The organism is Caballeronia sp. LZ034LL, assembly GCF_031451215.1.
In the GTDB taxonomy this organism is placed as follows: domain Bacteria; phylum Pseudomonadota; class Gammaproteobacteria; order Burkholderiales; family Burkholderiaceae; genus Caballeronia.
Window position 1 is genome coordinate 2,246,416 of record NZ_JARUXR010000001.1, and the last position, 20,179, is coordinate 2,266,594.

A 20,179-nucleotide genomic window follows, 5' to 3' on the forward strand; every position below is an offset into this window, starting at 1 on the left:
TTGTTCTTGGGCGGGCGCACGCTGGCTTGGGGGGGGCGGGGCGCCGTGGCGGCCGTCTATCTCTACGACGGCGCCTTAAATGCAGCCGGCCGGCGCCTGTGCGGCGCCGGCCGTCGTTTGCTGCATCGAAACGCGCGCTTACTTGCCGTAGTTCGCGATGCCTTCCGAGATTTCCTTGTGGGCGGCTTCGATGCCGTCCCAGCCCTCGACCTTCACCCACTTGCCCTTCTCGAGCGCCTTGTAGTTCTCGAAAAAGTGCTTGATCTGATCGCGCAGATACTCGGGCACGTCTTCGATCGACTTGATGTTCGCCGTCATCGGGCAGACCTTGTCGTGCGGCACGGCGAGCAGCTTGGCGTCGACGCCGGATTCGTCGGTCATCTTCAGCATGCCCAGCGCGCGCGAGCGGACCACGGAACCGGCCAGCAGCGGGAACGGCGTGATGACCAGCACGTCGACGGGATCGCCGTCGCCCGAGAGCGTCTGCGGAATGAAGCCGTAGTTCACCGGATAGCGCATGCCCGTGCCGACGAAGCGGTCGACGACGAGCAGGCCCATGTCCTTGTCGGCTTCATATTTGACCGGATCGCTTTGCGCGGGAATCTCGATGATGACGTTGAAATCCTGCGGAAGATCCTTGCCGGGAGGTACGTTGTTGAAGCTCATGAGCACTCTCTGGAGAAGTTGAGGTCGCAAAAAGGTGAATGCGGGAATCGCACGGGCGGCCGGGAGAACGGCCCGCTCCGCTTGCCGCACATGGCCATGCATGGCGGCGTGTGATCGCCTCATTATAGCCAATCGGGCATCGCGGCCCGGCCGGTCCGGGTTGGCGCGATAATCGGTTACGGCGTTGCAGGAAGCAGCAAATTCCATTCACGACACGAACACCCATCGGGAGACACGCATGGAAGAAGCGAAGCATTTCATCAATAACCGCTTTGTCGCGCCGTCGGTCGGCGAGACGATTCCCGTGGTCGATCCGTCCGACGGCCAGATCTTCGCGCAGATCGCGCGCGGCACGCCCGCCGACATCGACCGCGCCGTGGCCGCCGCCCGCGCCGCCTACGAAGGTCCGTGGGGCGCGATGAGCGCCGCCGAACGCGGCCGCATCCTCGCGCGGCTGTCCATGCTGATTGCGACCTGCCACGAGGAGATCGCACAAATCGAGGCGCGCGACACCGGCAAGCCGCTCAAGCAGGCACGCGCCGACGTCACCGGCATCGCGCGCTATTTCGAGTTCTACGCCGGCGCCGCCGACAAGCTCCACGGCGAAACCCTGCCCTATCAGTCCGGCTACACCGTGCTGACGATCCGCGAGGCACATGGCGTCACCGGGCACATCGTGCCGTGGAACTATCCGCTGCAGATCTTCGGGCGCAGCGTCGGCGCGGCGCTCGCGACGGGCAACGCGTGCGTCGTGAAGCCGGCGGAGGACGCGTGCCTGTCGCTGCTGCGCGTGGCGGAACTGGCCGCGGAAGCGGGCTTGCCGGACGGCGCGCTGAACATCGTCACTGGCTACGGACATGAAGCCGGCGCGGCGCTCGCGCGGCATCCGGGCATCGATCACATTTCCTTCACCGGCTCGCCCGCGACCGGCGCCGCGGTCACCAAGATGGCCGCCGACAACCATGTGCCCGTCACGCTGGAGCTCGGCGGCAAGTCGCCGCAGATCGTCTTCGCCGACGCGGACTTCGACGCCGCGCTGCCCGTGCTCGTGGCCGCGATCGTGCAGAACGCGGGGCAGACGTGTTCGGCGGGCAGCCGCGTGCTGATCGAGCGGTCGGCCTACGAGCCGCTGCTCGAACGGCTGGCGCAGGCCTTCGCGGCGCTGCGGGTCGGGCCGAGCAAGCTCGATCTCGATTGCGGCCCGCTGATCAGCGCGAAGCAGCAACAGCGCGTGTGGGACTTCCTCTCCGATGCGCAACACGACGGCATCGCGATGGCCGCGCACGGAGAAGTGGTCGGCGACGCGCCGGAAGCCGGCTTCTATCAGGCGCCGACGTTGCTGCGCGACGTCCCGCCGAGCCACCGTCTCGCGCGCGAGGAAGTGTTCGGTCCGGTGCTCGCCGCCATGGCCTTCGACGACGAAGCCGACGCGCTCCGGCTCGCCAACGGCACGGACTATGGCCTCGTGGCCGGCATCTGGACGCGCGACGGCGCGCGCCAGATGCGGCTCGCGCGGCGCGTGCGCTCGGGTCAGGTGTTCATCAACAACTATGGCGCGGGCGGCGGCATCGAATTGCCGTTCGGCGGCGTGAAGCATTCGGGACACGGCCGCGAGAAAGGCTTCGAGGCGCTGTACGGCTTCACGACGCTGAAGACCATCGCGATCCGGCACGGCTGAGGGCTGCATCCTTTGCAGGGTTCACATCGGGAGACAAGGACATGCGACTGCAAGGCAAGACAGTGATCGTGACGGGCGGCGGCTCGGGATTCGGCGAAGGCATCGCGAAGACGTTCGCGCGCGAAGGCGCGAACGTGGTCATCAACGACCTCAACGGTCCCGCCGCCGAACGCGTGGCGAGCGAGATCGCGCTGACGCCGTCGCTGGCGGGCGCGCATGGCCGGGCGATCGCCGTACAGGGCGACGTCACGAAACGAGAGGACTGGCAGGCGCTGCACGACGCGGCCATCCAGGACTTCGGCAGCGTGCAGGTCGTCGTCAACAACGCGGGCACCACGCATCGCAACAAGCCCGTGCTCGATGTCACCGAAGCCGAGTTCGACCGCGTCTACGCCGTCAACGTGAAGAGCCTCTACTGGAGCGTCGAGCAGTTCGTGCCGTACTTTCGCGAGCAAGGCGGCGGCGCGTTCATCAATGTGGCATCGACGGCGGGCGTGCGGCCGCGTCCCGGACTCGTCTGGTACAACGGCAGCAAGGCGGCGGTGATCGTCGCCAGCAAGGCGCTTGCCGTCGAACTGGGCCCGGATCGCATCCGCGTCAACTGCATCAATCCGGTGATGGGTGAAACCGCGCTGCTCTCCGAGTTCATGGGCATGGAAGACACGCCGGAGAACCGCCGCAAGTTCCTCGCCACCATTCCGCTCGGCCGGTTCTCGACGCCGCAGGACATCGCCAACGCGGCGCTCTACCTCGCGTCCGACGAAGCGGAGTTCATCACCGGCGTCGCCCTCGAAGTGGACGGCGGACGCTGCGTGTAAAGCTCGCTGCGCGCGCCGTGCCGGGCGTCTGCCCGGGCGCGGCGCGCGCTGCGAACCTCCGTGCTTTCCCTAGCGAAAACAAGCGCTTGGCGTGCAGGCTGAAGGGCTAGAATCCTTACGCGCCCGTAATCGCGGGCGGACCGGTTCCGCACCGTGTGCCGCGCGCAAAAAAACCATAAAGGAGACAAGCACCATGGCCAGCACCGCCAATCCGATGCCTCGCCCCGGCGCCGGCGCGCCGTCCGCCTTCGAGGAGGCAACCTATCGCAAGGTGGCATGGCGGCTCTCGCCGCTCTTGTTGCTCTGCTATGTGGTCGCCTATCTGGACCGCGTGAACGTGGGCTTCGCCAAGCTCCAGATGGCCGCCGACCTGCAACTCTCCGACGCCGTATACGGCTTCGGCGCCGGCATCTTCTTTTTCGGCTACTTCATCTTCGAGATTCCGAGCAACGTGATCCTGCATCGCGTCGGCGCGCGCGTGTGGATCGCGCGGATCATGATCTCGTGGGGCATCATCTCGGCGCTCACGATGTTCGTCACCACCCCGACGATGTTCTACGTCATGCGCTTCCTGCTGGGCGCGGCCGAGGCCGGCTTCTTCCCCGGCATCATCCTCTATCTGACCTACTGGTTTCCGGCGCGCCGCCGCGGCCGCATGACGACGCTGTTCATGACGGCGATCGCGCTGTCGGGGCTGATCGGCGGGCCGGTCAGCGGCTGGATCATGACGCACTTCGACGGCGTGCACGGCTGGCATGGCTGGCAATGGCTGCTGCTGCTCGAAGGCATTCCGTCGGTGCTGGTCGGACTGCTGGTGCTCGCGATGCTCGATGACCGCATCGCGAAAGCGCGCTGGCTCAGCACGGAAGAACGTGACCTGCTGGAACGCAACATCGCCGCGGACAATGTCGAGAAGGAGGATCTGCCGCTCGGCAAGATCCTGTCGAGCCCGAAGGTGTGGCTGATGAGCCTGATCTATTTCTCGTTCGTGATGGGCCTGTACGGCGTGAGCTTCTGGCTGCCGACCATCATCAAGTCGATGGGCGTGTCCGACGCGCTGCATGTCGGCCTGCTTTCGGCGATTCCGTACGGCGCGGCGGTGATCGGCATGCTCTACGCCGCCCGCAGCGCGGACCGCAGCGGCGAGCGCCGCTGGCATATCGCGATCCCGGCGCTGCTCGGCGCGCTCGGGCTGGTGCTGTCGGTGGTATGGACCGGCAACACGACGCTCGCGATGCTCGGACTCACGCTCGCCACGATGGGCATCCTCACGACGCTGCCGCTGTTCTGGAGCCTGCCGACGGCGTTCCTCGCCGGCACGGGCGCGGCGGCCGGTATCGCGATGATCAATTCGCTCGGCAACCTGGCGGGGTTTTTGAGCCCGTATCTGGTGGGCTGGCTCAGGCAGGTGACGGCGTCGAACGCGAGCGGGATGTACATGCTCGCGGGATTCATGGTGCTGGGCGCGGCGCTGGCGTTGAGCGTGCCGGCGCGGATGGTGAATCGCTGATCACGTCCGGCTGACGCCGCGCGGCTCGCGCCTTGCGGTCATGATCGCGATCAGCAAGGCCAGCACCAGAAAAAGCGCGGCGCCGGTCGCCGCCGCCGACAACGCACCGGCCGCCGCGGCGCGCGCGCCGAGCGGCGCGGCATCGCGGGCAAGCTCGACGGTCAATACCAGCACAGCCGTCCCGAGCGCACTGCCGAGGTAATGCGTAACGTTGAGCAGACCCGAGGCGGCGCCCGCTTCATGCGGGCCGACGCCCGCCATGCCGAGCGTCGCGAGCGGCACAAGCGCGGCGCCGGTGCCGAGCCCGAGCAGGACGATGGCGACGGCGACGCCGGGCAAGAACGAAGTCTCCGCGTCGACCGTGCCGAGCATCGCCATGCCGGCCAGCACCGCGAGCAATCCCGCTGTCAGGAGAGTCGGTTCGCCCAGACGCGGCATGAGCTTCGGCACGCCGACGAGCACCATCAGAAACTGCGTGATGGAGAGCGGTACGAACGCCCATCCGGCCGCGAACGCGCTGAAACCCAGCGCGTTCTGCACATACTGGGTCAGGAAGAAGAAGGTGCCGAGCATGCCGCCGATCAGCAGGCTCTTCACCGCATAGGCACCCGCGCGTGACGCGCTTTCGAACAGCGACATCGGCAGAATGGGTTGCGGCGCGCGGCGTTCGATCGCAAGGAACAGCGCCAGCAGCACGACAGCCGCCGCGATCGACACCAGCGGCATGGGACCCTGTCGCACGCCATGCTGCGCGGCGCTCACGAGCCCGTAGATCAACGCGGTCATGCCGAGCGTTCCTGATAGCGCGCCGGCGAGATCGAAATGGCCCACGCGCCGCGTCGCGGGCGGCAGACGGCACGGAAGCGTCATCAGCAGCAGTCCGACGGGCACATTGACGAACAGCGTCGCACGCCACGAAACCGCGCTGGTCAGCAGGCCGCCGAGCACCAGACCGAGCGCACTGCCCGCGCCGGATACCGCCGTGTACCCGCGAAGCGCGCGGGCCCGCGCGGTCCCTTCCGCGGTCACGATCATCAGCAAGGCCAGCGCGGCGGGCGCCGCGAACGCGGCGGCACAGCCCTGCATCGCCCGCGCGGTCACGAGCCACATCGCTGACGGCGCCAGGCCGCCCGCCACGGAGGCCATGACGAACAGCGTGTTGGCCAGGAAGAACACCCGGCGATGGCCCACGATGTCCCCCGTGCGCGCCCCGAGCAAGAGGCCGCCGCCGAGCGCGAGCACGTAGGCGTTTTGCACCCAGGACAGGCTTGCCGGCGCGAGGGCGAACTCCGCCTGGATGTGCGGCAGCGACGCGAACATCATGGTGCCGTCGAGCACGATCATCAGCTGGGCGCACAGCAGAACGGCCAGCGTGGCGCGTGGCCACGCGGCCGGTTCATTGCCGCGCTGCCGGACGGGCAGCCCGGCCTCAGTGCGGCTGCGCGGCATCGAGTGCGGCGATCTGATCGAGCGACAGCCCCATCTGCTCACGAAGGAACCGGACCATGGTCCAGTGACGGGCGCCGTGCTCGTCGAAGGGCCCGAAAGTGCCGCAGTAGAGCGGAATCCAGCGCAGCGCCTGCTCGGCCAGCTCCTCGCGCGACGGCGCTTTCTGATACTCCGCATACGGCACGCTGCGATGCTCGATGAAGAAGCGTCCAGGCAGACGCTTCTCGCACAGCTCGCGATACTCCCGCGTCTGCAGGATGAGGAAGTGCCAGACATCGTCGATCGATTGCTCGACGGGCAGGAACAGACCGCTCAGTGCTTCCGGAAAGGCGGAAATGAGATAAAGGAAGCGCAGACACTCGACCACCCGATGATCCGCTTCACGCTCGTCCGAGCCTGTCGTGCGTGCACTGTCGCGCACGGCTTCCTGATAGATCTGCGTATCCAGCAGTGCCCGGATGGTGCCGATCGATGGATACAGGGGCGCGCGCCCGTCGATGCCGTTCATGATCTGAGCCACGCGTATTTCCCCGATTGTCCGATCACGATGTGCGAACGATGTTCAACCTGGATCGCCAGGCCGGTCATGCCGTGCAATGCCGCCCGCAGATGGCCGGCATCGGCTGAAGACAGCGGCGTTTCGCTGAAGGTGACGTACACGAGACGCGCGTGCTGCCCGTCTTCGCGCTGCAACTGATACACGAAGATGTCGTCCGAGACCGCGCGGATGCAATCGTCGCAATCGGCCTGCGAGACGATGCGGCTTCCCACTTGCAGCAGTTCCTTCTCGCGTCCGCAGAAGCGGCTGATCTGCGTGGGATCCGACGAGCCGTCGCGAGTCTGCGCGCAATCGCCCGAGCGATAGCGGATGAGCGGCATGTACGGATTGCGGACGCTCGAGACGATCAGGCTGAAGATGGACCGTTCCGGCACGAGCGGCAACAGTTCGACCTGCATCTCATGGAGATAAGGGTGATAGCGGCCGTGCCTGTCGCTGTAGTAGAGATAGCCCAGCTCGGTGCTGCCGAACAGGTCTACGACCGGACAGCTGAAGCGGCGTCGCAGGAATGCGCCGACGTTGGCCGGCGTGAATTCGTAGGCATGGACAACGCTGGCGGGTTCGGCGAAAGCGCCTTCCAGCCCGAACGCCTCGAGCTTGCGGATGAAATGGACCAGATGGTAGCTGGAGCAATCGAGGTGATAGAGCCCGCGAGGATGCGCGTGACGCGCGATATCGATGTCGGCGAGCATCTGTTCGATTTCGGCGCGGGTCCACAGCGCGGGATCGAGCGACTGATTCAGATAGGACGTGCGCGCGTCGAGGCGGCGCGATGACGCGTCGTCGGATGCCATGCCCCTGGCCGCGTTGACGCGTTTCACATGTTCGGTGGCGAGTACTGTCGTGAGCGAAACCCGCTGGCAGTTCTCCTCCCAAGTGACGCGAATGTCCGGATGCTCGATCCACAGCCGATAGTACGAGTGCAGCAGGAACAACGGCGGCCGGATGATCTGCATGCGCGCGTGATTCGTTCCCGTCGACAACACGAGTTCCGCCGCGCCCGTCTCGAACGCCTGCGCGAGACGCGGCGTCATCCAGTTGGCGGGAAAGTCTCGAGCGATCTCCGTTTTTTCGAGGATCGGGAAAGCCCGCTGTTCAATGGCCTGACGGTAGATCGGGATATCGCGTACGTGATCCAGCATGTCGCCGGGTATCTGATCGAAGCGGCTCATGGCTCCTTGCATCACTTCTCGCATGACGTCTCTTTGTGCGTTCGGAAAGCGGGGCTCCGTCGAAGAGCCCCGCGTGCAGATCGAAGCGTCGTCAGACGGCGCCTCGAATCACGTGCTTAGCCGGGACGGCGCTCAGCAGATGCAGCCGGTCTTGCCGACCGGCTGCTGAGGGGTGATCGAAATGCAGCCGCGCTTGGCGGAGATGCAGCCGCTCTTGGCACCCGAGATGCAGCCCGCCGTTTGCAGCGAGTTGGCCGCAACCCACTTGCTCCAGTGCTGTTCGCTCGCGATTTGCTTGATCAATTGATTCATTGGAAGCCTCCAAGGAAAGTTAAAGGAAATCGTTAGTGAATCGGATGACTGAACAAGTTCCGAGCGGGGATGGGCTTGGGATGCCTCGCTCAACAAGCCAATTGGCAATCGTTCATTGCTTTAAGCAACCACTACTGCTGGTTGATTTTTTGAAGGCAAATTGAGTTCGGATATGCAGAACACGAGGCAACGGCTTTGCGGGATTTTGAGTGCCTCAAGGCAAAGAGAGCGCGATCGAATCGCGTCTACAAGCAGCGAAATGCGCATGCGCTGGTCGTATGACCGGAGGGAAGGCGCGACAACTCGCCGCAGCGTCGTGATGGTCTGAATGGCATGAGCTTCTGGCCGTCGGCCATCATCAAGTCGATGGCCGTGCCTGCGCAGAGGGTGAATCGCTAAGGTTTCGGCGCGAGCGTCACCGGGTTGCCGGCGTCGTCGTGAAAATAGCCGACGACAACGGCAAGCGGCGCGTCCGTCGCGCCCGTATCGATCCGCAGCCTCAGCGGCGCGCCATCCGCGAAATCGATCTGTGCATCGTGCGCCGTCGCGGCCACGCGGTTCCCGAGCGTCATTGGCTCGCCGTCTGCTGGCGCCGTTCCATCCGCGCGCGTGAGCCCGACCGCAACGGGCAGCGTCGACGGCGTGGCCCAGCGCGCCGGCACGGGGTCGCGCGTGACGTAGTAGTGCAAGCCGTGCCCCGCACCCGCCATCGAGAGCAGGAACGAATAGCATGCCGGGCCGTTCGCGGGCAAGCCGATGCGGAGGGTCTGGTCGCCCGTCTCGACCGAAGCGCGCGCCGCGTTGCAGACATGGCCGTCGCGGCTTGCCTCCGGCTCCTGCACGAATGAAGTGAGCACCGGCACCTGCGACAAGTAGCGGCCGGCCAACGCGGAAACCCCCAGGACGCCGCCGCACAGCACCGCCAGGAAACCGGCGGCGGCGACGGCATTGCGACCCGCGAGTCGCGCAAGACCTTCGCCGCCAGGACGGCGCATGGAGGCGGCCATGATGACCATCGACGGCGCAAGCAACACCGCATAGCGCGGCTGAACCTCGCCGAAGCCGATCACGAGCAGCAGAAAGGCTGCCGCGAAGGCCACCGCCGCATGGCTGATGCCCGACCAACGCAAGCTCGTCACGCCGAGCAGCGCAGCGAATACGTAGGCGGCCGAGATGCCCGGCAGGAACGGCGTGAGCCATTGCATCGAGTGATGCACGATGCCGTCGCCGATGCGCAGCGAGTTCGGATTGGTATCGATGGACGCGAACGAGAAGTAGAAGTAGCCGCCGCCGCCGAACAGCTCACGCAGCTTCGCCAGCCAGTTGCCGAGCGCCGGCATCAGGCCGTGCTGGAGGTCGATGGCGAACAGTCCGGCCGTGTACCGCCCGAGAACCGGTTGCGGCACGAGCGGATGAATGTACTGAAGCCAGCGATACCCCTCCATGCCCGGCCGCTTCACCGCGACGCCATTGGCCACGACGCGGGCCAGCAAGCCCGCATCCTCCACCGGCGTGGCCGAGAGATGAACCGCCACCCGGCCGGCTGCAGTCGTGAGGCACAGGCTCAGCACGGCCAGACCCAGCAGGCGCCATCGGAAACGCGCGGAGGATAGCCCGAGGACCAGCATCGCCAGAACGCAGATCACGCCGATGTCGCGCAGCAGATCGAGCGCCACCACGAGCAGCGCTGCAAGCAACATCTCGCCGACGCCCGCCTCGCCCTCGACGCTGCGCGCCATCAGGTGCAGCCAGCCGATCAGCAACAGCAATGCGAGGTTATCGCTCGTGGCGAGCGTCGTGGTGAACCAGAATTCGGGGAACAGGATCAGCGCGAGCGTCGCCGCGAAACGCTGCGGTCGTGTCAGCCAGCGCTTCGTCACATGCAGGAACGCGATGACCGTGACGACGTGCAACGCCAGATTGAACAGCTTGACCGCGACATAGCTGCCGGCCCCGGCAAGCCCCAGCGGAAGCGTGTAGAGCAGCGAGCGGCGCCAGTAAGTGATGTTTCCCGGAATCGTCAGGCTCTGGCACCGGTGAGTCCAGTCCCGGAACGAATTCGCGCCGCGCCAGAAGTCGTCGCCGCAGCGTAGATAGACGCCGAAGTCGCTCAGTTGCTGGCTCGACAGGACCAGCGTCCAGACGGCCAGTGCGGCGATATAGAGGACTAGCAAAGCGCGTTCGCCGCGCGGCGTGATCCGCTGTCCCAACGCAAGCGCGCCGGCGAAAACGGCCAGCGCGGCCGCGAATCCGAACACCGCAGCGGAACCGGCGTGACGCGCCATGCTCAGCAGCACGGCAAGCAGCGCCACGGCGCAGAGCCCCGTCGCGAGCGCGGACCCGGCGCAGGCCATCCGCGACGGACTGCGCGCGATCTCGCCGTCCCGCGCCGCTACAGGGGCCATCGGCTAGCGCTTCCCGGCGACGGCCGCGACATAGGATTCGTAGTCGCGAATGTAGTCCCGCTCGTCGTACTTGTCCGACGCGAGCACGAGGCAGACAGAGCCGGGATCGAAGTTGATCTCCGCGCCCCAGATCATCGGCGGCACGTGCAGCCCCTTCCACGGCCGGTTCAGGTGGAAGGTGGCCTGGCACTCGCCGTCGTCCACGCGCACGTCGAAGCTGCCCGAGAGGCACACGAGGAACTGATGCAGCGTCCGGTGCGCATGCGCGCCGCGGCTCTCCTCGGTCGGCACGTCATAGAGATAGAACACCCGCCTGATGTCGAACGGAACGTGCTGGCCCGACTCGATGAAGGTCAGATTCCCGCGCGGGTCGGTGACCTTGGGCAGGCTGATGATCCGGCAATCGTTAACGGTTGGCTTGGTCATGTTTGGCGGGTTTGCTTTGGAACACGAATCGCGACAGCACGTACATGAGCGGTACCGTGACCGCTATCACGACGAGCGGCGCGAGGCGCTTGTCGATTCCCAGAACGGAGACACACACGGACAGCAGCGCCACCCCGACGAGATACTGCCCGAGATACGCGACGGGAAACATCAGCGCGGTTCTCGCCGTGGGCCGGCTGCGGAACACCCACAGCGCATTGAGAAAATAGCTCAGCACGATGCCGATCACATACGTCACCGTGTAAGCGACCTGGTACTGAAGCACGCGTACCAGCGCCAGATAGATCAGATAGGTCGCCAGGGTGTTCAGGCCGCCCGACAACAGGAACCTGACTGGCGCCGCGCTAGTAAATCTCCTCAATCACGGTCTCCGGACGGCGGTTGGTTTCATCGAACACGCGCCACAGGTACTCGCCGATCAGACCCAGCATGAGGATGATCAATCCGAGCAGGAACGTGATGAGCGCGACGACCGTGGCAAAGCCCTTGACGGGAATGCCGCTGACGAGGGTGTGGATAACCACGCTCATCCCGTACAGAAAACTGGCCAGCGCCACCAGCGCGCCGAGTGCGGACATCATGCGGATCGGCTTGATCGAAAAGCCCAGCATCACGTCGAGAAACGCGTTGAATTTCTTCGAGAACGTCCAGCGGGACTTGCCGTGTTCGCGCGCCGGCCGATGATAATGGATGACATCCGGCTGGTAGCCCAGCCAGTAAGCGAGCAAGGGCGTGAACACGCTCTTCGAGCTGTTCACCAGATGCGGCAGGAAGGCCTTGTCCATCAACGCCATGTCATAGCCGCCCTGCGGGTAATCCGGGATGACCAGGAAGCGGAGCATGGCGTAGTAGATCTTCGAATAGACCTTGGAGACAAACGGATCCTGCCGGGTGACCCGCTCGCAAATCACGAATTTCGAGCCGCCCCGCCACCGGTCCACCATCTCCAGTATGAGGTCGGGCGGATCCTGAAGGTCGGCCGCCAGCACCATGAATGCGTCGCCCGTGACGAACTTGAAGCCCGTCTTCGAGCAATGCACCGCGCCAAAATTGCGCGTCAGCTTGACCACCCGGGTTGCGGGGCGGCGCTTCTTGAACTCCAGCAGCAACGCGAGCGATTCGTCGCGCGAACCGTCATCGACGAAGATCAGTTCCAGCGCCACGGAGCGCTCACCGAGTTGCTGCTCCACCGTTTCGAGCTTGTCGAACAGGCGCGGCAGACTGCCGGCGTTGAAATACACGGGAACGACAATGGACAGTTTCCGGGTCGTCATGCAGCGAGATCCAGTCGATAGAATTCGTGCGCCGTGCCGCCGCCGCCGAACTCGTGCTTGAACCGGTAAAGGCCGTCGTTCAGCACGCGGCCTTCGTCTTCATTACTGGTGCCGAAATCGAAATAGCGCGCGCCGCTTTCGCGGGCCTCCGCCACGAGCGCGTTGAACACGGCATCGAGTGCGGATACTTCGTAGCCACGCTCGCTCGATGCAATGTACTGCGCATGCCAGACCCGCCCGGCATTGAACAGCACGACACCCGCCTCGACCGCGCCGTCGATGAGCGCGCAACGCACCTGGATCTCGTGCGGAAAGCGCGCTTGCAGCAGCCGGATCTCCGCGAGCGAATGAACCGGACGCGCCCCATGACGCCGCTCGAGATTATCGGCCAGCACATGCCACACGCCTTCGAGCAGCGCCTCGCCGCCCGCGACGACAACATGCTTCGATGCCTTGCGCAGCCCGCGCTTCCTGCGTTCGCTGGGCGGGCGCAGGCCCTGCAGGTCGAGCGTCGCCGAGAGATCGCAGCGCACGCGCACGGCGCCGTGCCTGAACAGGGCGTACAAATCGTCCTGCGCCGGGACCGTGGCATAGATATGCGGCACGGCCTTGTAGAGCAGCGTGCGCAGGCCGCGCTGCGCATAGTGTCGTGTGAGCGCCGTGAACGCCTCGATCATCCGGTTGCCGGCGAGCCGGCCCTGATGCACGATGCCGCCGTACGTCGCGCCGGGATGACTGATCACCAGCGTGCTGTCCGCCGGGGACAGCGCGGCAGGCAATACGCCGACCCATTCGTCCGCATCGCGCAGGATCAGCGAGGCGTCGTCGAAGCGGTCGCCGTGGTAGGAAAGAAAGCGGCGGCTATGCAGAAAGGAGCCGTTGATGGCGCCGGCGCAAAAGTCGTCCCATCGGGATTCGGCGCCCGGCTCGAAGGAAACGGCTTCGATCATGTCCCGGTCAGCTCCGCGACTGCGATGCCGTCGGCTCCGAAGCCGTTGCCGTTGTAGAAGCACCAGGTCCGCCCGCCGGCCGAAACCACGGCGGAATACATGATGGCCTGCGCATCGAAGCCTTCGCCCGACACGTCCAGACCCATCGCTTCGTCACGGCGTGTCCAGTGGATGCCGTCCGCCGACTCCGCGTAACCGAGCCGATAGGCGCTGAGCGAACGGCGGCGGATCGAGTAGAACAGTTGATAATCATCCGGACCGCGGCGCACGATCCAGGGCCGTCCAAAACCATGTTCGTCCGGCTCGGTGATGTCCATCGAGAGCTGACCGCGCGGCGCCCAGTGAAGGCCATCCACGGACGTCTGGTAGCGAAGGTCGTAGACTGGCATCGCCTTGCCGTCCAGATCCGTCCAGCCGCTGCCGGCCACGTACCAGAGCTTGAACACGCCGTCGCTGTGAAGGGCGAACGGGCCGCCGCGAAAATACAGCTCACCATCCGAGCGATCGAGAATCGGCGCCTCGCTATGGCGCACGAACGATTGCCCGCCGTCGCGGCTGATCGCGAGACCGGTGAGAATGCGGTAGCGAATCTGCGTGCAGATCTCGAAGCCCGCGTAATACATGTAGAACACGCCCGGCTCGGGCTCGATGACGCTCGTTACCATGACGCCGTTGTCGTCGAACGTTCCCGGCCGGCCGATGTCGAGCAGCGGCTCCTTGCTGACGTGCAGCACCCGGGTGGGATCGTCCGCCGCGACATCGATATAGCCCGGCCGCCCGCGCCCGTTTTCATCGAGACAAGTGACGTACACGCGGATCACGTTGTCATCGAGCACGACGGGCGTCGGACCCATGCCGTGACTGCGGGACCACGCGGCCGTTCCATCCGGCCGCCAGATGACGCCGAGCTTCTTCCATTGCATCGTCATGCCTCTTTCAGCTTGAAGAAACGGTGCGTACTGACCCGTGCCGCCGCGGGCTGTGCTCCGGGAAACAACTGGTTGGGCTCGGTATCCGCGGTGATCGTGACACCGGGGCCGATCCAGTTGTCCGCGCCGAGCGTCACGTTGTTCGCAATCGACGCATTCACGCCGAGGAAGGAACTGCCGCCCACCTTGCTGAATCCCGACAACACGACATGCGAGGAGAAGAAGCAGTGATCTTCGATCGTGCTGTGATGGCCGATGTGATTGCCGCTCCACAGCACGACATTGTTCCCGATGGTCGCGAACGGCTGCACGGTGTTGTCTTCGAAGATGAAGCAGTGCTCGCCCAGCTTGACGTTGTGCCAGACGAACGCCTTCGAACTGATATAGCTGGCCGGCCTGAAGCCTTTCGCCTTCGCGGCTTCATAGAGACGGCGGCGCAGGCGGTTGAGCTGGCTGTAGACCAGTGCGGCATAGAACTCGACGTGCGCCGGCTCGAAGTGCGTTTCGATGGATTCGAAAGGCACGACCGGAAGGCCGAACAGCGAATCGCGCTGCAGGTAGGCCGATTCCACGCTGAATCCGACGACCTCGTACTCGGAATCATGCGTGAAGTATTCGTAAGCGACTTCGGCAAACGCGCTGTCGCCAAGAATGACGAGCTTCCTGGATTTGTGCATGGATGTCTTCAGGGACGGGTAATCAGGATGTCTTCCCGGCGGTTGGCCATCGGCAGCGCGGGATCCTGCGGCACCACATAGGCGTCGAAGCCGGCGGCGCGGGCGCGTTGCAGGATCGCGAACACCACCGAATCGTCGATCTGATCCGGTTCCAGCGCGTTGAATTCGACCACTGGAGGCTCGGACGTCTGCATGAACTGCTGGTGATAGCGCACACCCGTTTCGCTCGAGAAGAAGCGCTTGCGCTTCGAGACGTTGGGGATGTCGCCGATCAGCATCTGGCCGCCCGGAGACAGCAGCGACAGCGAAAGATCGAGGAAGCGGAACAGCGGCGTATCGACGAACACGTAGTGCAGCACGCTGTAACACAGCAGCACGTCGACCTTGCCCGCCAGCGCCTCCAGCACAGGAGGGCAATCGGGATACAGCGCCGGCACCTTCTCCACGAACGCCGCATCGGGCAGCAGCGCGAGCATTTCCTGGCTGTCGACCAGCGTCAGCTGATGCGTGCGCTCACGGCATAGCTCGATCAGCATCCGGGGCAGATCGCTGCAGCCCGGGCCGATGTCGAATACCTGCTGCCCTTGCCGATCTAGATTGAACAGCTTGCGGCGGATGTCCGCGAAGATGGCTTCTTCGAAGCCTTCGCGATACGAATCCGGGAAGCCGATCCGTTCGTACTTGGAGAGCTTTTCATCCGCCGCGAGCCGGCGAAAATCCTCGAAACCGAGATTGGCGAAGCGGTTCACCGGCTTTCCTCCCGCTGAAAGAAACGGCGGACGGCTTGCGCAACGCGCTCGGCCTGTTCGTCGGTGAGTCCGGGAAAGCACGGCAAGGTCACGACCGATGCGCAGGCCGCCTCGGTCTCCGGCAGCGCGAACGGCGGCGCGCCGCCCGCCGCGACCGGCTGCAGGTGGTCCGGGATGGGATAGTGGATTTCGGAGGCGATGCCCTGCCCTTCGAGATACTGGCGCAACGCATCGCGTTCCCGCGTGCGCAGCACATACAGATGCGCGACGTGATCGTCGCCGTCGCATGCGGGCAACTGCACCGGCAGTCCGGCGAATGCTGCGTTGTAGTGCCGGGCGATGGTGCGCCGCGCCTGGTTCCATTGATCGAGGAAGGGCAGCTTCGCCCGCAGGATGGCGGCCTGCAGTTCGTCGAGCCGGCTGTTGCGGCCGCCCGCCAGTTCGACCTTGTATTTGGCGCCCCAACCGTACTGGCGCAACTGCTTCACGCGCTGTGCAAGCGCTGCGTCGCGGCATGCGATTGCGCCGCCGTCGCCCGCCGCACCCAGATTCTTGGTGGGATAGAAGCTGAAGGCGCTGATCGTTCCGAAGGTCCCGGCCTTGCGCCCGCCGCGCGTGGCGCCATGGGCCTGCGCGCAGTCTTCGAGCAACGGTACCGCCCGTGCCGCGGCGATCTCCGCCAGCGATTCGATGTCCGCGAGCCTGCCATACAGATGCGTGGCGACGATTGCCCTGGCGGGGACGTGCGTCAGCGCCTCCTCCAGCCGCGCCGGAGACAGGGTCATCGTCGCGGGATCGATGTCGATGTAGACGGGAATGGCGCCGATCGCGCGTACGGCCGTGCTGGAATAGAAGCCGGCGTTGGCGCACGTGATGACCGGGTCTCCCGGCCCGACGCCCACTGCGCGCAGGGCGATCTCGAGCGCATCCGTACCGTTCGCCACCCCCACGCAATGATCGATGCCGAGATACCGGGCGAACTCGCTTTCGAAGTCCGCCACCTCGCGCCCGAGCACATACCAGTGGCTCTCGATGACCTTCCGGATGGGTTCAAGGACATCGACGCCGGCGTTTGCCGCCTGCATCGAGAACAGCGGTATCGGTTGAGTCATAGGGAATCTGTCAATTCGGCAACTGGATGCTGGAAGCGGTGCAGCGTCGATCCGGGCCAAGGATGGATAGCCGGAACCGGTCTTGACAGGCTCGATGAGCCTGATCGGGCGCCGCCGGCCCTGACGCCTTGCGCGCGAAACAAACGAAGACAGCCAAGCGACTGAGTATATCGCGTCCACCCCGGCCTTCCCGGCGCGCGGGATCCGGTACGCGCGCGCCCTGCACGGCCCGCACGCTTCAGCGCGGACGAAGGCACATGGGCGCTCGCGCACCGCAACGATGCACACCACCCCGCCCGTGCACCAAAACCCCGCCCCGATCACCCGTCCGTCCGCGTAAAAGCTTCCCCCGATTTCCGCCAGAGGCCCGCTGGCCGGGCATTTCGCCCTGATTGGCATAGCCCTTGCAATTTGCGGCGGGCAATCGCATTGCGCACACAACCATATCGGCAAGGGGAACACACTCATGAAACGTCGCAGTCTGCTGAAGCTCGGTTCCATGTCGGGCGCGCTCGCCCTCGCGGGTCAGCTTCCCATTTCGAAAGCCCAGGCCGCGCAGGGAGACACCGGTCCGATCAAGGTCGGCATTCTGCATTCGCTCTCGGGCACCATGGCGATCTCCGAGACGTCGCTGAAGGACACGGCGCTGATGACCATCGCCGACATCAACAAGAGCGGCGGCGTGATGGGCCGTCAGATCCAGCCGGTGGTCGTCGATCCCGCGTCGAACTGGCCGCTGTTCGCCGAGAAAGCACGCCAGCTGCTGACCCAGGACAAGTGCGCCGTGGTATTCGGCTGCTGGACCTCGGTGTCGCGCAAGTCGGTGCTGCCGGTGTTCGAGGAACTGAACGGCCTGCTCTTCTACCCCGTGCAATACGAAGGCGAAGAGATGTCGCGCAACGTGTTCTACACGGGCGCCGCGCCGAACCAGCAGGCGATCCCCGCGGTCGAGTACCTGATGGGACCGGAAGGCGGCAACGCCAAGCGCTTCTTTCTGCTCGGCACCGACTACGTGTATCCGCGCACGACCAACAAGATCCTGCGCGCGTTCCTCCATTCCAAGGGCGTCAAGGATGCGGACATACAAGAGGTCTACACACCGTTCGGACATAGCGACTATCAGACCATCGTCGCGAACATCAAGACCTTTGCCCAGGGGGGAAAGACGACTGTCGTCTCTACGATCAACGGCGATTCCAACGTACCGTTCTACAAGGAGCTCGGCAACCAGGGCCTGAAGGCGACCGACGTGCCGGTCGTCGCGTTCTCGGTCGGCGAAGAGGAATTGCGCGGCATCGACACCAAGCCGCTCGTCGGTCACCTCGCGGCCTGGAACTACTTCATGTCGGTGAAGAACCCGAACAACTCGAAGTTCGAGAAGGAATTCTTCGCGTACGCACAGGCGCAGAACCTGCCGGGCGGAAACAAGCGCGTGACGAACGATCCGATGGAAGCGACTTTCGTCGGCATCCACATGTGGAAGCAGGCCGTCGAGAAGGCGAAGAGCGCCGATGTCGACAAGGTGCGCGTCGCGATGATCGGCCAGACCTTCCCCGCGCCGTCCGGCTTCACGCTGACGATGGACGGCAATCATCACCTGCACAAGCCGGTGATGATCGGCGAGATTCGCGGCGACGGCCAGTTCAATGTCGTGTGGAAGACCAAGACTGCGGTCCGCGCGCAGCCGTGGAGCCCGTTCATTGCCGGCAACGAAGGCAAGCCGGACGTGGTCAGCTCGATCCCGTCGTTCCTGCGCCGCCAGCGCGTGCGCGCCGCCTGATGCGTTGCGTGTCGATGACGTGATGAAGCACAGGCCGCGCGTGTCCGACTCGCGCGGCCTTCGAAGTCTCACCAGAAAGGCCAACATGACCGGTTCCCTCGTGCGCATCCTGTGCGCGCTGTGCATCGCGCTCACGCCGTTCGCGGCGCATGCGCTCACTCAGGAAGATCTCGCGCCGCTTGCGGGCGACGACTTCGAAGCCAAGGCCGCCGCGATCGACAAGCTCATCGCTCAAGCGGATGCGCCTTCGGTTGCCGTGCTGAACGCGCTGTCGGAGGGTTCCGCCGTTGCGACCGACGACGGTCATGTCTATCTCCAGACCGACGACGGCAACAAGGACCCGCTGACGGGCAAGGCGGCCGAAGCGCCCGATGCGCAGCCGATCACGCTGAGCAATACCCTGCGCAGCAAGGTGTCGGGCGCGCTGTCCGGCCTGCAGCTCGCCTCCGCCGATACCGCGAAGCGCCACGATGCCATTGCCGCGCTGCTGAAGAGCCCGGACCCGGCGATGAAGCCGCTGATCGATCGCGCCCGCGCCATCGAGAAGGATCCTGAATTGAAGAAGCGCCTCGACACGCTCTGGGCGATGACCGCGCTGCACGATCCCGACGTGAACAAGCGCCTGGAAGCGGCGCAGCTCGTCGCGGCCCGGCATGACCTCGACATGTACGAGCTGCTGCGCCCGATCGTCGCGAAGAAGGCCGACGGCAGCTGGAACGAGCCGGATGAACGCGTGCGCGGCGCGGCGCAGGAAGGCATTTACGCGCTGGACTCGATCCAGCGCCGCAGCGAGATTTTCGGCACGCTGTTCGCGGGGCTGTCGCTCGGCAGCGTGCTGCTGCTCGCGGCGCTGGGACTGGCGATCACGTACGGGCTGATCGGCGTGATCAACATGGCGCACGGTGAGTTCCTGATGATCGGCGCCTATGCGACCTATGTGGTGCAGAACCTCGTCCAGCATTACGCGCCTGCCGCGTTCAACTGGTATCCGCTGTTTGCGGTGCCGGTATCGTTCGCGGCGGCGGCGCTGGTCGGCATCGTGCTCGAACGGCTGGTGCTGAAGCATCTCTATGGCCGTCCGCTCGAAACGCTGCTGACGACCTTCGGCATCAGCCTGATTCTGATCCAGGCCGTGCGCACGCTGTTCGGCGCGCAGAACGTGCAGGTGACCAATCCGTCGTGGATGAGCGGCGGCATCGCCGTGATGCAGAACCTGATTCTGCCGTACAACCGCCTGACGATCCTCGCCTTCTCGCTGATCGTCGTGCTGATTGCGTGGGGCGTGCTGACGAAGACGCGTCTCGGCCTGTTCGTGCGCGCCGTGACGCAGAACCGCCGCATGGCCGCGTGCGTCGGCGTGAAGACGGCGCGGGTCGATTCCTATGCGTTCGCGTTCGGCGCGGGCATCGCGGGTCTCGGCGGCTGTGCGCTCTCGCAGATCGGCAACGTGGGACCGGATCTGGGCCAGAGCTACATCATCGATTCGTTCATGGCGGTGGTGCTGGGCGGCGTGGGCCAGCTGGCGGGCACGGTGATCGGCGGCTTCGGTCTCGGGCTGGTCAGCAAGGCGGTGGAGCCGTTCTGGGGCGCGGTGCTCGCGAAGATCGCGGTGCTCATGCTGATCGTGTTGTTCATCCAGAAGCGTCCGCAGGGCATGTTCGCCCTGAAGGGCCGCAGCGCGGAGGCCTGAGT

General features: G+C 65.1%; 19 protein-coding genes. 5 read left to right on the forward strand and 14 right to left on the reverse strand.

Annotated features, from left to right (window positions below; translation table 11 throughout):
* Positions 1 to 138 precede the first annotated feature (138 nt).
* The gene (gene ppa / locus QCE83_RS10360; protein ID WP_309809382.1) at positions 139 to 666 is read right to left on the reverse strand and encodes an inorganic diphosphatase; all 528 of its coding nucleotides are present in this window, start codon (positions 664 to 666) and stop codon (positions 139 to 141) included.
* A gap of 238 nt (positions 667 to 904) precedes the next feature.
* On the opposite strand from ppa, the gene QCE83_RS10365 reads away from it, so the two are divergent.
* From QCE83_RS10365 to QCE83_RS10375, 3 genes are all read left to right on the forward strand, one after another.
* A complete protein-coding gene (locus QCE83_RS10365) occupies positions 905 to 2,344 on the forward strand; it encodes an aldehyde dehydrogenase family protein (protein ID WP_309809384.1) in 1,440 nt (479 codons plus the stop codon).
* Between the two features lie 41 nt (positions 2,345 to 2,385).
* Entirely contained in the window at positions 2,386 to 3,162 is a 777-nt protein-coding gene (locus tag QCE83_RS10370; protein ID WP_309809386.1) for an SDR family oxidoreductase, read from the forward strand.
* A gap of 193 nt (positions 3,163 to 3,355) precedes the next feature.
* A complete protein-coding gene (locus QCE83_RS10375; RefSeq protein ID WP_309809388.1) occupies positions 3,356 to 4,672 on the forward strand; it encodes an MFS transporter in 1,317 nt (438 codons plus the stop codon).
* Here the strand turns inward: QCE83_RS10375 and QCE83_RS10380 are convergent, their stop codons facing one another.
* The 13 genes from QCE83_RS10380 to QCE83_RS10440 form a co-directional block, all read right to left on the reverse strand.
* The gene (locus QCE83_RS10380; protein WP_309809390.1) at positions 4,673 to 6,121 is read right to left on the reverse strand and encodes an MFS transporter; all 1,449 of its coding nucleotides are present in this window, start codon (positions 6,119 to 6,121) and stop codon (positions 4,673 to 4,675) included.
* Positions 6,102 to 6,641, reverse strand: a complete 540-nt coding sequence (locus QCE83_RS10385) for a hypothetical protein (protein WP_309809391.1) — start codon at positions 6,639 to 6,641, stop codon at positions 6,102 to 6,104. The genes QCE83_RS10380 and QCE83_RS10385 overlap by 20 nt, the downstream gene beginning before the upstream one ends.
* Positions 6,626 to 7,852 (reverse strand): hypothetical protein, encoded by a 1,227-nt coding sequence (locus QCE83_RS10390; protein WP_309809393.1) that lies wholly within the window; start codon positions 7,850 to 7,852, stop codon positions 6,626 to 6,628. Before QCE83_RS10390 ends, QCE83_RS10385 begins: the two co-directional genes overlap by 16 nt.
* A 132-nt stretch (positions 7,853 to 7,984) precedes the next feature.
* Positions 7,985 to 8,164: a hypothetical protein gene (locus QCE83_RS10395; protein WP_309809394.1), complete on the reverse strand. Its 180-nt coding sequence runs from the start codon at positions 8,162 to 8,164 to the stop codon at positions 7,985 to 7,987.
* A 395-nt stretch (positions 8,165 to 8,559) separates the two neighbouring features.
* The gene (locus QCE83_RS10400) at positions 8,560 to 10,569 is read right to left on the reverse strand and encodes a hypothetical protein (RefSeq protein ID WP_309809396.1); all 2,010 of its coding nucleotides are present in this window, start codon (positions 10,567 to 10,569) and stop codon (positions 8,560 to 8,562) included.
* A 3-nt stretch (positions 10,570 to 10,572) separates the two neighbouring features.
* A complete protein-coding gene (locus tag QCE83_RS10405) occupies positions 10,573 to 10,995 on the reverse strand; it encodes an FdtA/QdtA family cupin domain-containing protein (protein WP_309809398.1) in 423 nt (140 codons plus the stop codon).
* Positions 10,976 to 11,377 (reverse strand): GtrA family protein, encoded by a 402-nt coding sequence (locus QCE83_RS10410; protein ID WP_309809399.1) that lies wholly within the window; start codon positions 11,375 to 11,377, stop codon positions 10,976 to 10,978. Before QCE83_RS10410 ends, QCE83_RS10405 begins: the two co-directional genes overlap by 20 nt.
* Positions 11,361 to 12,290, reverse strand: coding sequence for a glycosyltransferase family 2 protein (locus QCE83_RS10415; RefSeq protein ID WP_309809401.1), 930 nt, complete (start codon positions 12,288 to 12,290; stop codon positions 11,361 to 11,363). The genes QCE83_RS10410 and QCE83_RS10415 overlap by 17 nt, the downstream gene beginning before the upstream one ends.
* Positions 12,287 to 13,240, reverse strand: a complete 954-nt coding sequence (locus tag QCE83_RS10420; RefSeq protein ID WP_309809402.1) for a GNAT family N-acetyltransferase — start codon at positions 13,238 to 13,240, stop codon at positions 12,287 to 12,289. Before QCE83_RS10420 ends, QCE83_RS10415 begins: the two co-directional genes overlap by 4 nt.
* Positions 13,237 to 14,169 (reverse strand): hypothetical protein, encoded by a 933-nt coding sequence (locus QCE83_RS10425; protein WP_309809404.1) that lies wholly within the window; start codon positions 14,167 to 14,169, stop codon positions 13,237 to 13,239. The genes QCE83_RS10420 and QCE83_RS10425 overlap by 4 nt, the downstream gene beginning before the upstream one ends.
* Complete coding sequence (locus QCE83_RS10430; protein WP_309809406.1) at positions 14,166 to 14,846, reverse strand: acetyltransferase; 681 nt, start codon at positions 14,844 to 14,846, stop codon at positions 14,166 to 14,168. Before QCE83_RS10430 ends, QCE83_RS10425 begins: the two co-directional genes overlap by 4 nt.
* Before the next feature lie 8 nt (positions 14,847 to 14,854).
* Complete coding sequence (locus QCE83_RS10435) at positions 14,855 to 15,595, reverse strand: SAM-dependent methyltransferase (protein ID WP_309809409.1); 741 nt, start codon at positions 15,593 to 15,595, stop codon at positions 14,855 to 14,857.
* Positions 15,592 to 16,707 carry a DegT/DnrJ/EryC1/StrS family aminotransferase gene (locus QCE83_RS10440; protein WP_309809411.1) on the reverse strand — a complete coding sequence of 372 codons (1,116 nt, stop codon included), beginning with the start codon at positions 16,705 to 16,707 and terminating at the stop codon, positions 15,592 to 15,594. The genes QCE83_RS10435 and QCE83_RS10440 overlap by 4 nt, the downstream gene beginning before the upstream one ends.
* 466 nt (positions 16,708 to 17,173) lie before the next feature.
* Here QCE83_RS10440 and urtA point away from each other — a divergent pair, with 466 nt between their 5' ends.
* Positions 17,174 to 18,487 carry an urea ABC transporter substrate-binding protein gene (gene urtA / locus QCE83_RS10445; protein ID WP_309809413.1) on the forward strand — a complete coding sequence of 438 codons (1,314 nt, stop codon included), beginning with the start codon at positions 17,174 to 17,176 and terminating at the stop codon, positions 18,485 to 18,487.
* 85 nt (positions 18,488 to 18,572) lie between these two features.
* Entirely contained in the window at positions 18,573 to 20,177 is a 1,605-nt protein-coding gene (gene urtB / locus QCE83_RS10450) for an urea ABC transporter permease subunit UrtB (RefSeq protein WP_309809415.1), read from the forward strand.
* The last annotated feature ends 2 nt before the right edge of the window (positions 20,178 to 20,179 follow it).

Coding starts and splice junctions, on each gene's coding strand:
- ppa (WP_309809382.1), bottom strand. CDS start 666: ATGAGCTTCAACAACGTACCTCCCGGCAAGGATCTTCCGCAGGATTTC.
- QCE83_RS10365 (WP_309809384.1), top strand. CDS start 905: ATGGAAGAAGCGAAGCATTTCATCAATAACCGCTTTGTCGCGCCGTCG.
- QCE83_RS10370 (WP_309809386.1), top strand. CDS start 2,386: ATGCGACTGCAAGGCAAGACAGTGATCGTGACGGGCGGCGGCTCGGGA.
- QCE83_RS10375 (WP_309809388.1), top strand. CDS start 3,356: ATGGCCAGCACCGCCAATCCGATGCCTCGCCCCGGCGCCGGCGCGCCG.
- QCE83_RS10380 (WP_309809390.1), bottom strand. CDS start 6,121: ATGCCGCGCAGCCGCACTGAGGCCGGGCTGCCCGTCCGGCAGCGCGGC.
- QCE83_RS10390 (WP_309809393.1), bottom strand. CDS start 7,852: ATGAGCCGCTTCGATCAGATACCCGGCGACATGCTGGATCACGTACGC.
- QCE83_RS10395 (WP_309809394.1), bottom strand. CDS start 8,164: ATGAATCAATTGATCAAGCAAATCGCGAGCGAACAGCACTGGAGCAAG.
- QCE83_RS10400 (WP_309809396.1), bottom strand. CDS start 10,569: ATGGCCCCTGTAGCGGCGCGGGACGGCGAGATCGCGCGCAGTCCGTCG.
- QCE83_RS10405 (WP_309809398.1), bottom strand. CDS start 10,995: ATGACCAAGCCAACCGTTAACGATTGCCGGATCATCAGCCTGCCCAAG.
- QCE83_RS10415 (WP_309809401.1), bottom strand. CDS start 12,290: ATGACGACCCGGAAACTGTCCATTGTCGTTCCCGTGTATTTCAACGCC.
- QCE83_RS10420 (WP_309809402.1), bottom strand. CDS start 13,240: ATGATCGAAGCCGTTTCCTTCGAGCCGGGCGCCGAATCCCGATGGGAC.
- QCE83_RS10425 (WP_309809404.1), bottom strand. CDS start 14,169: ATGACGATGCAATGGAAGAAGCTCGGCGTCATCTGGCGGCCGGATGGA.
- QCE83_RS10430 (WP_309809406.1), bottom strand. CDS start 14,846: ATGCACAAATCCAGGAAGCTCGTCATTCTTGGCGACAGCGCGTTTGCC.
- QCE83_RS10440 (WP_309809411.1), bottom strand. CDS start 16,707: ATGACTCAACCGATACCGCTGTTCTCGATGCAGGCGGCAAACGCCGGC.
- urtA (WP_309809413.1), top strand. CDS start 17,174: ATGAAACGTCGCAGTCTGCTGAAGCTCGGTTCCATGTCGGGCGCGCTC.
- urtB (WP_309809415.1), top strand. CDS start 18,573: ATGACCGGTTCCCTCGTGCGCATCCTGTGCGCGCTGTGCATCGCGCTC.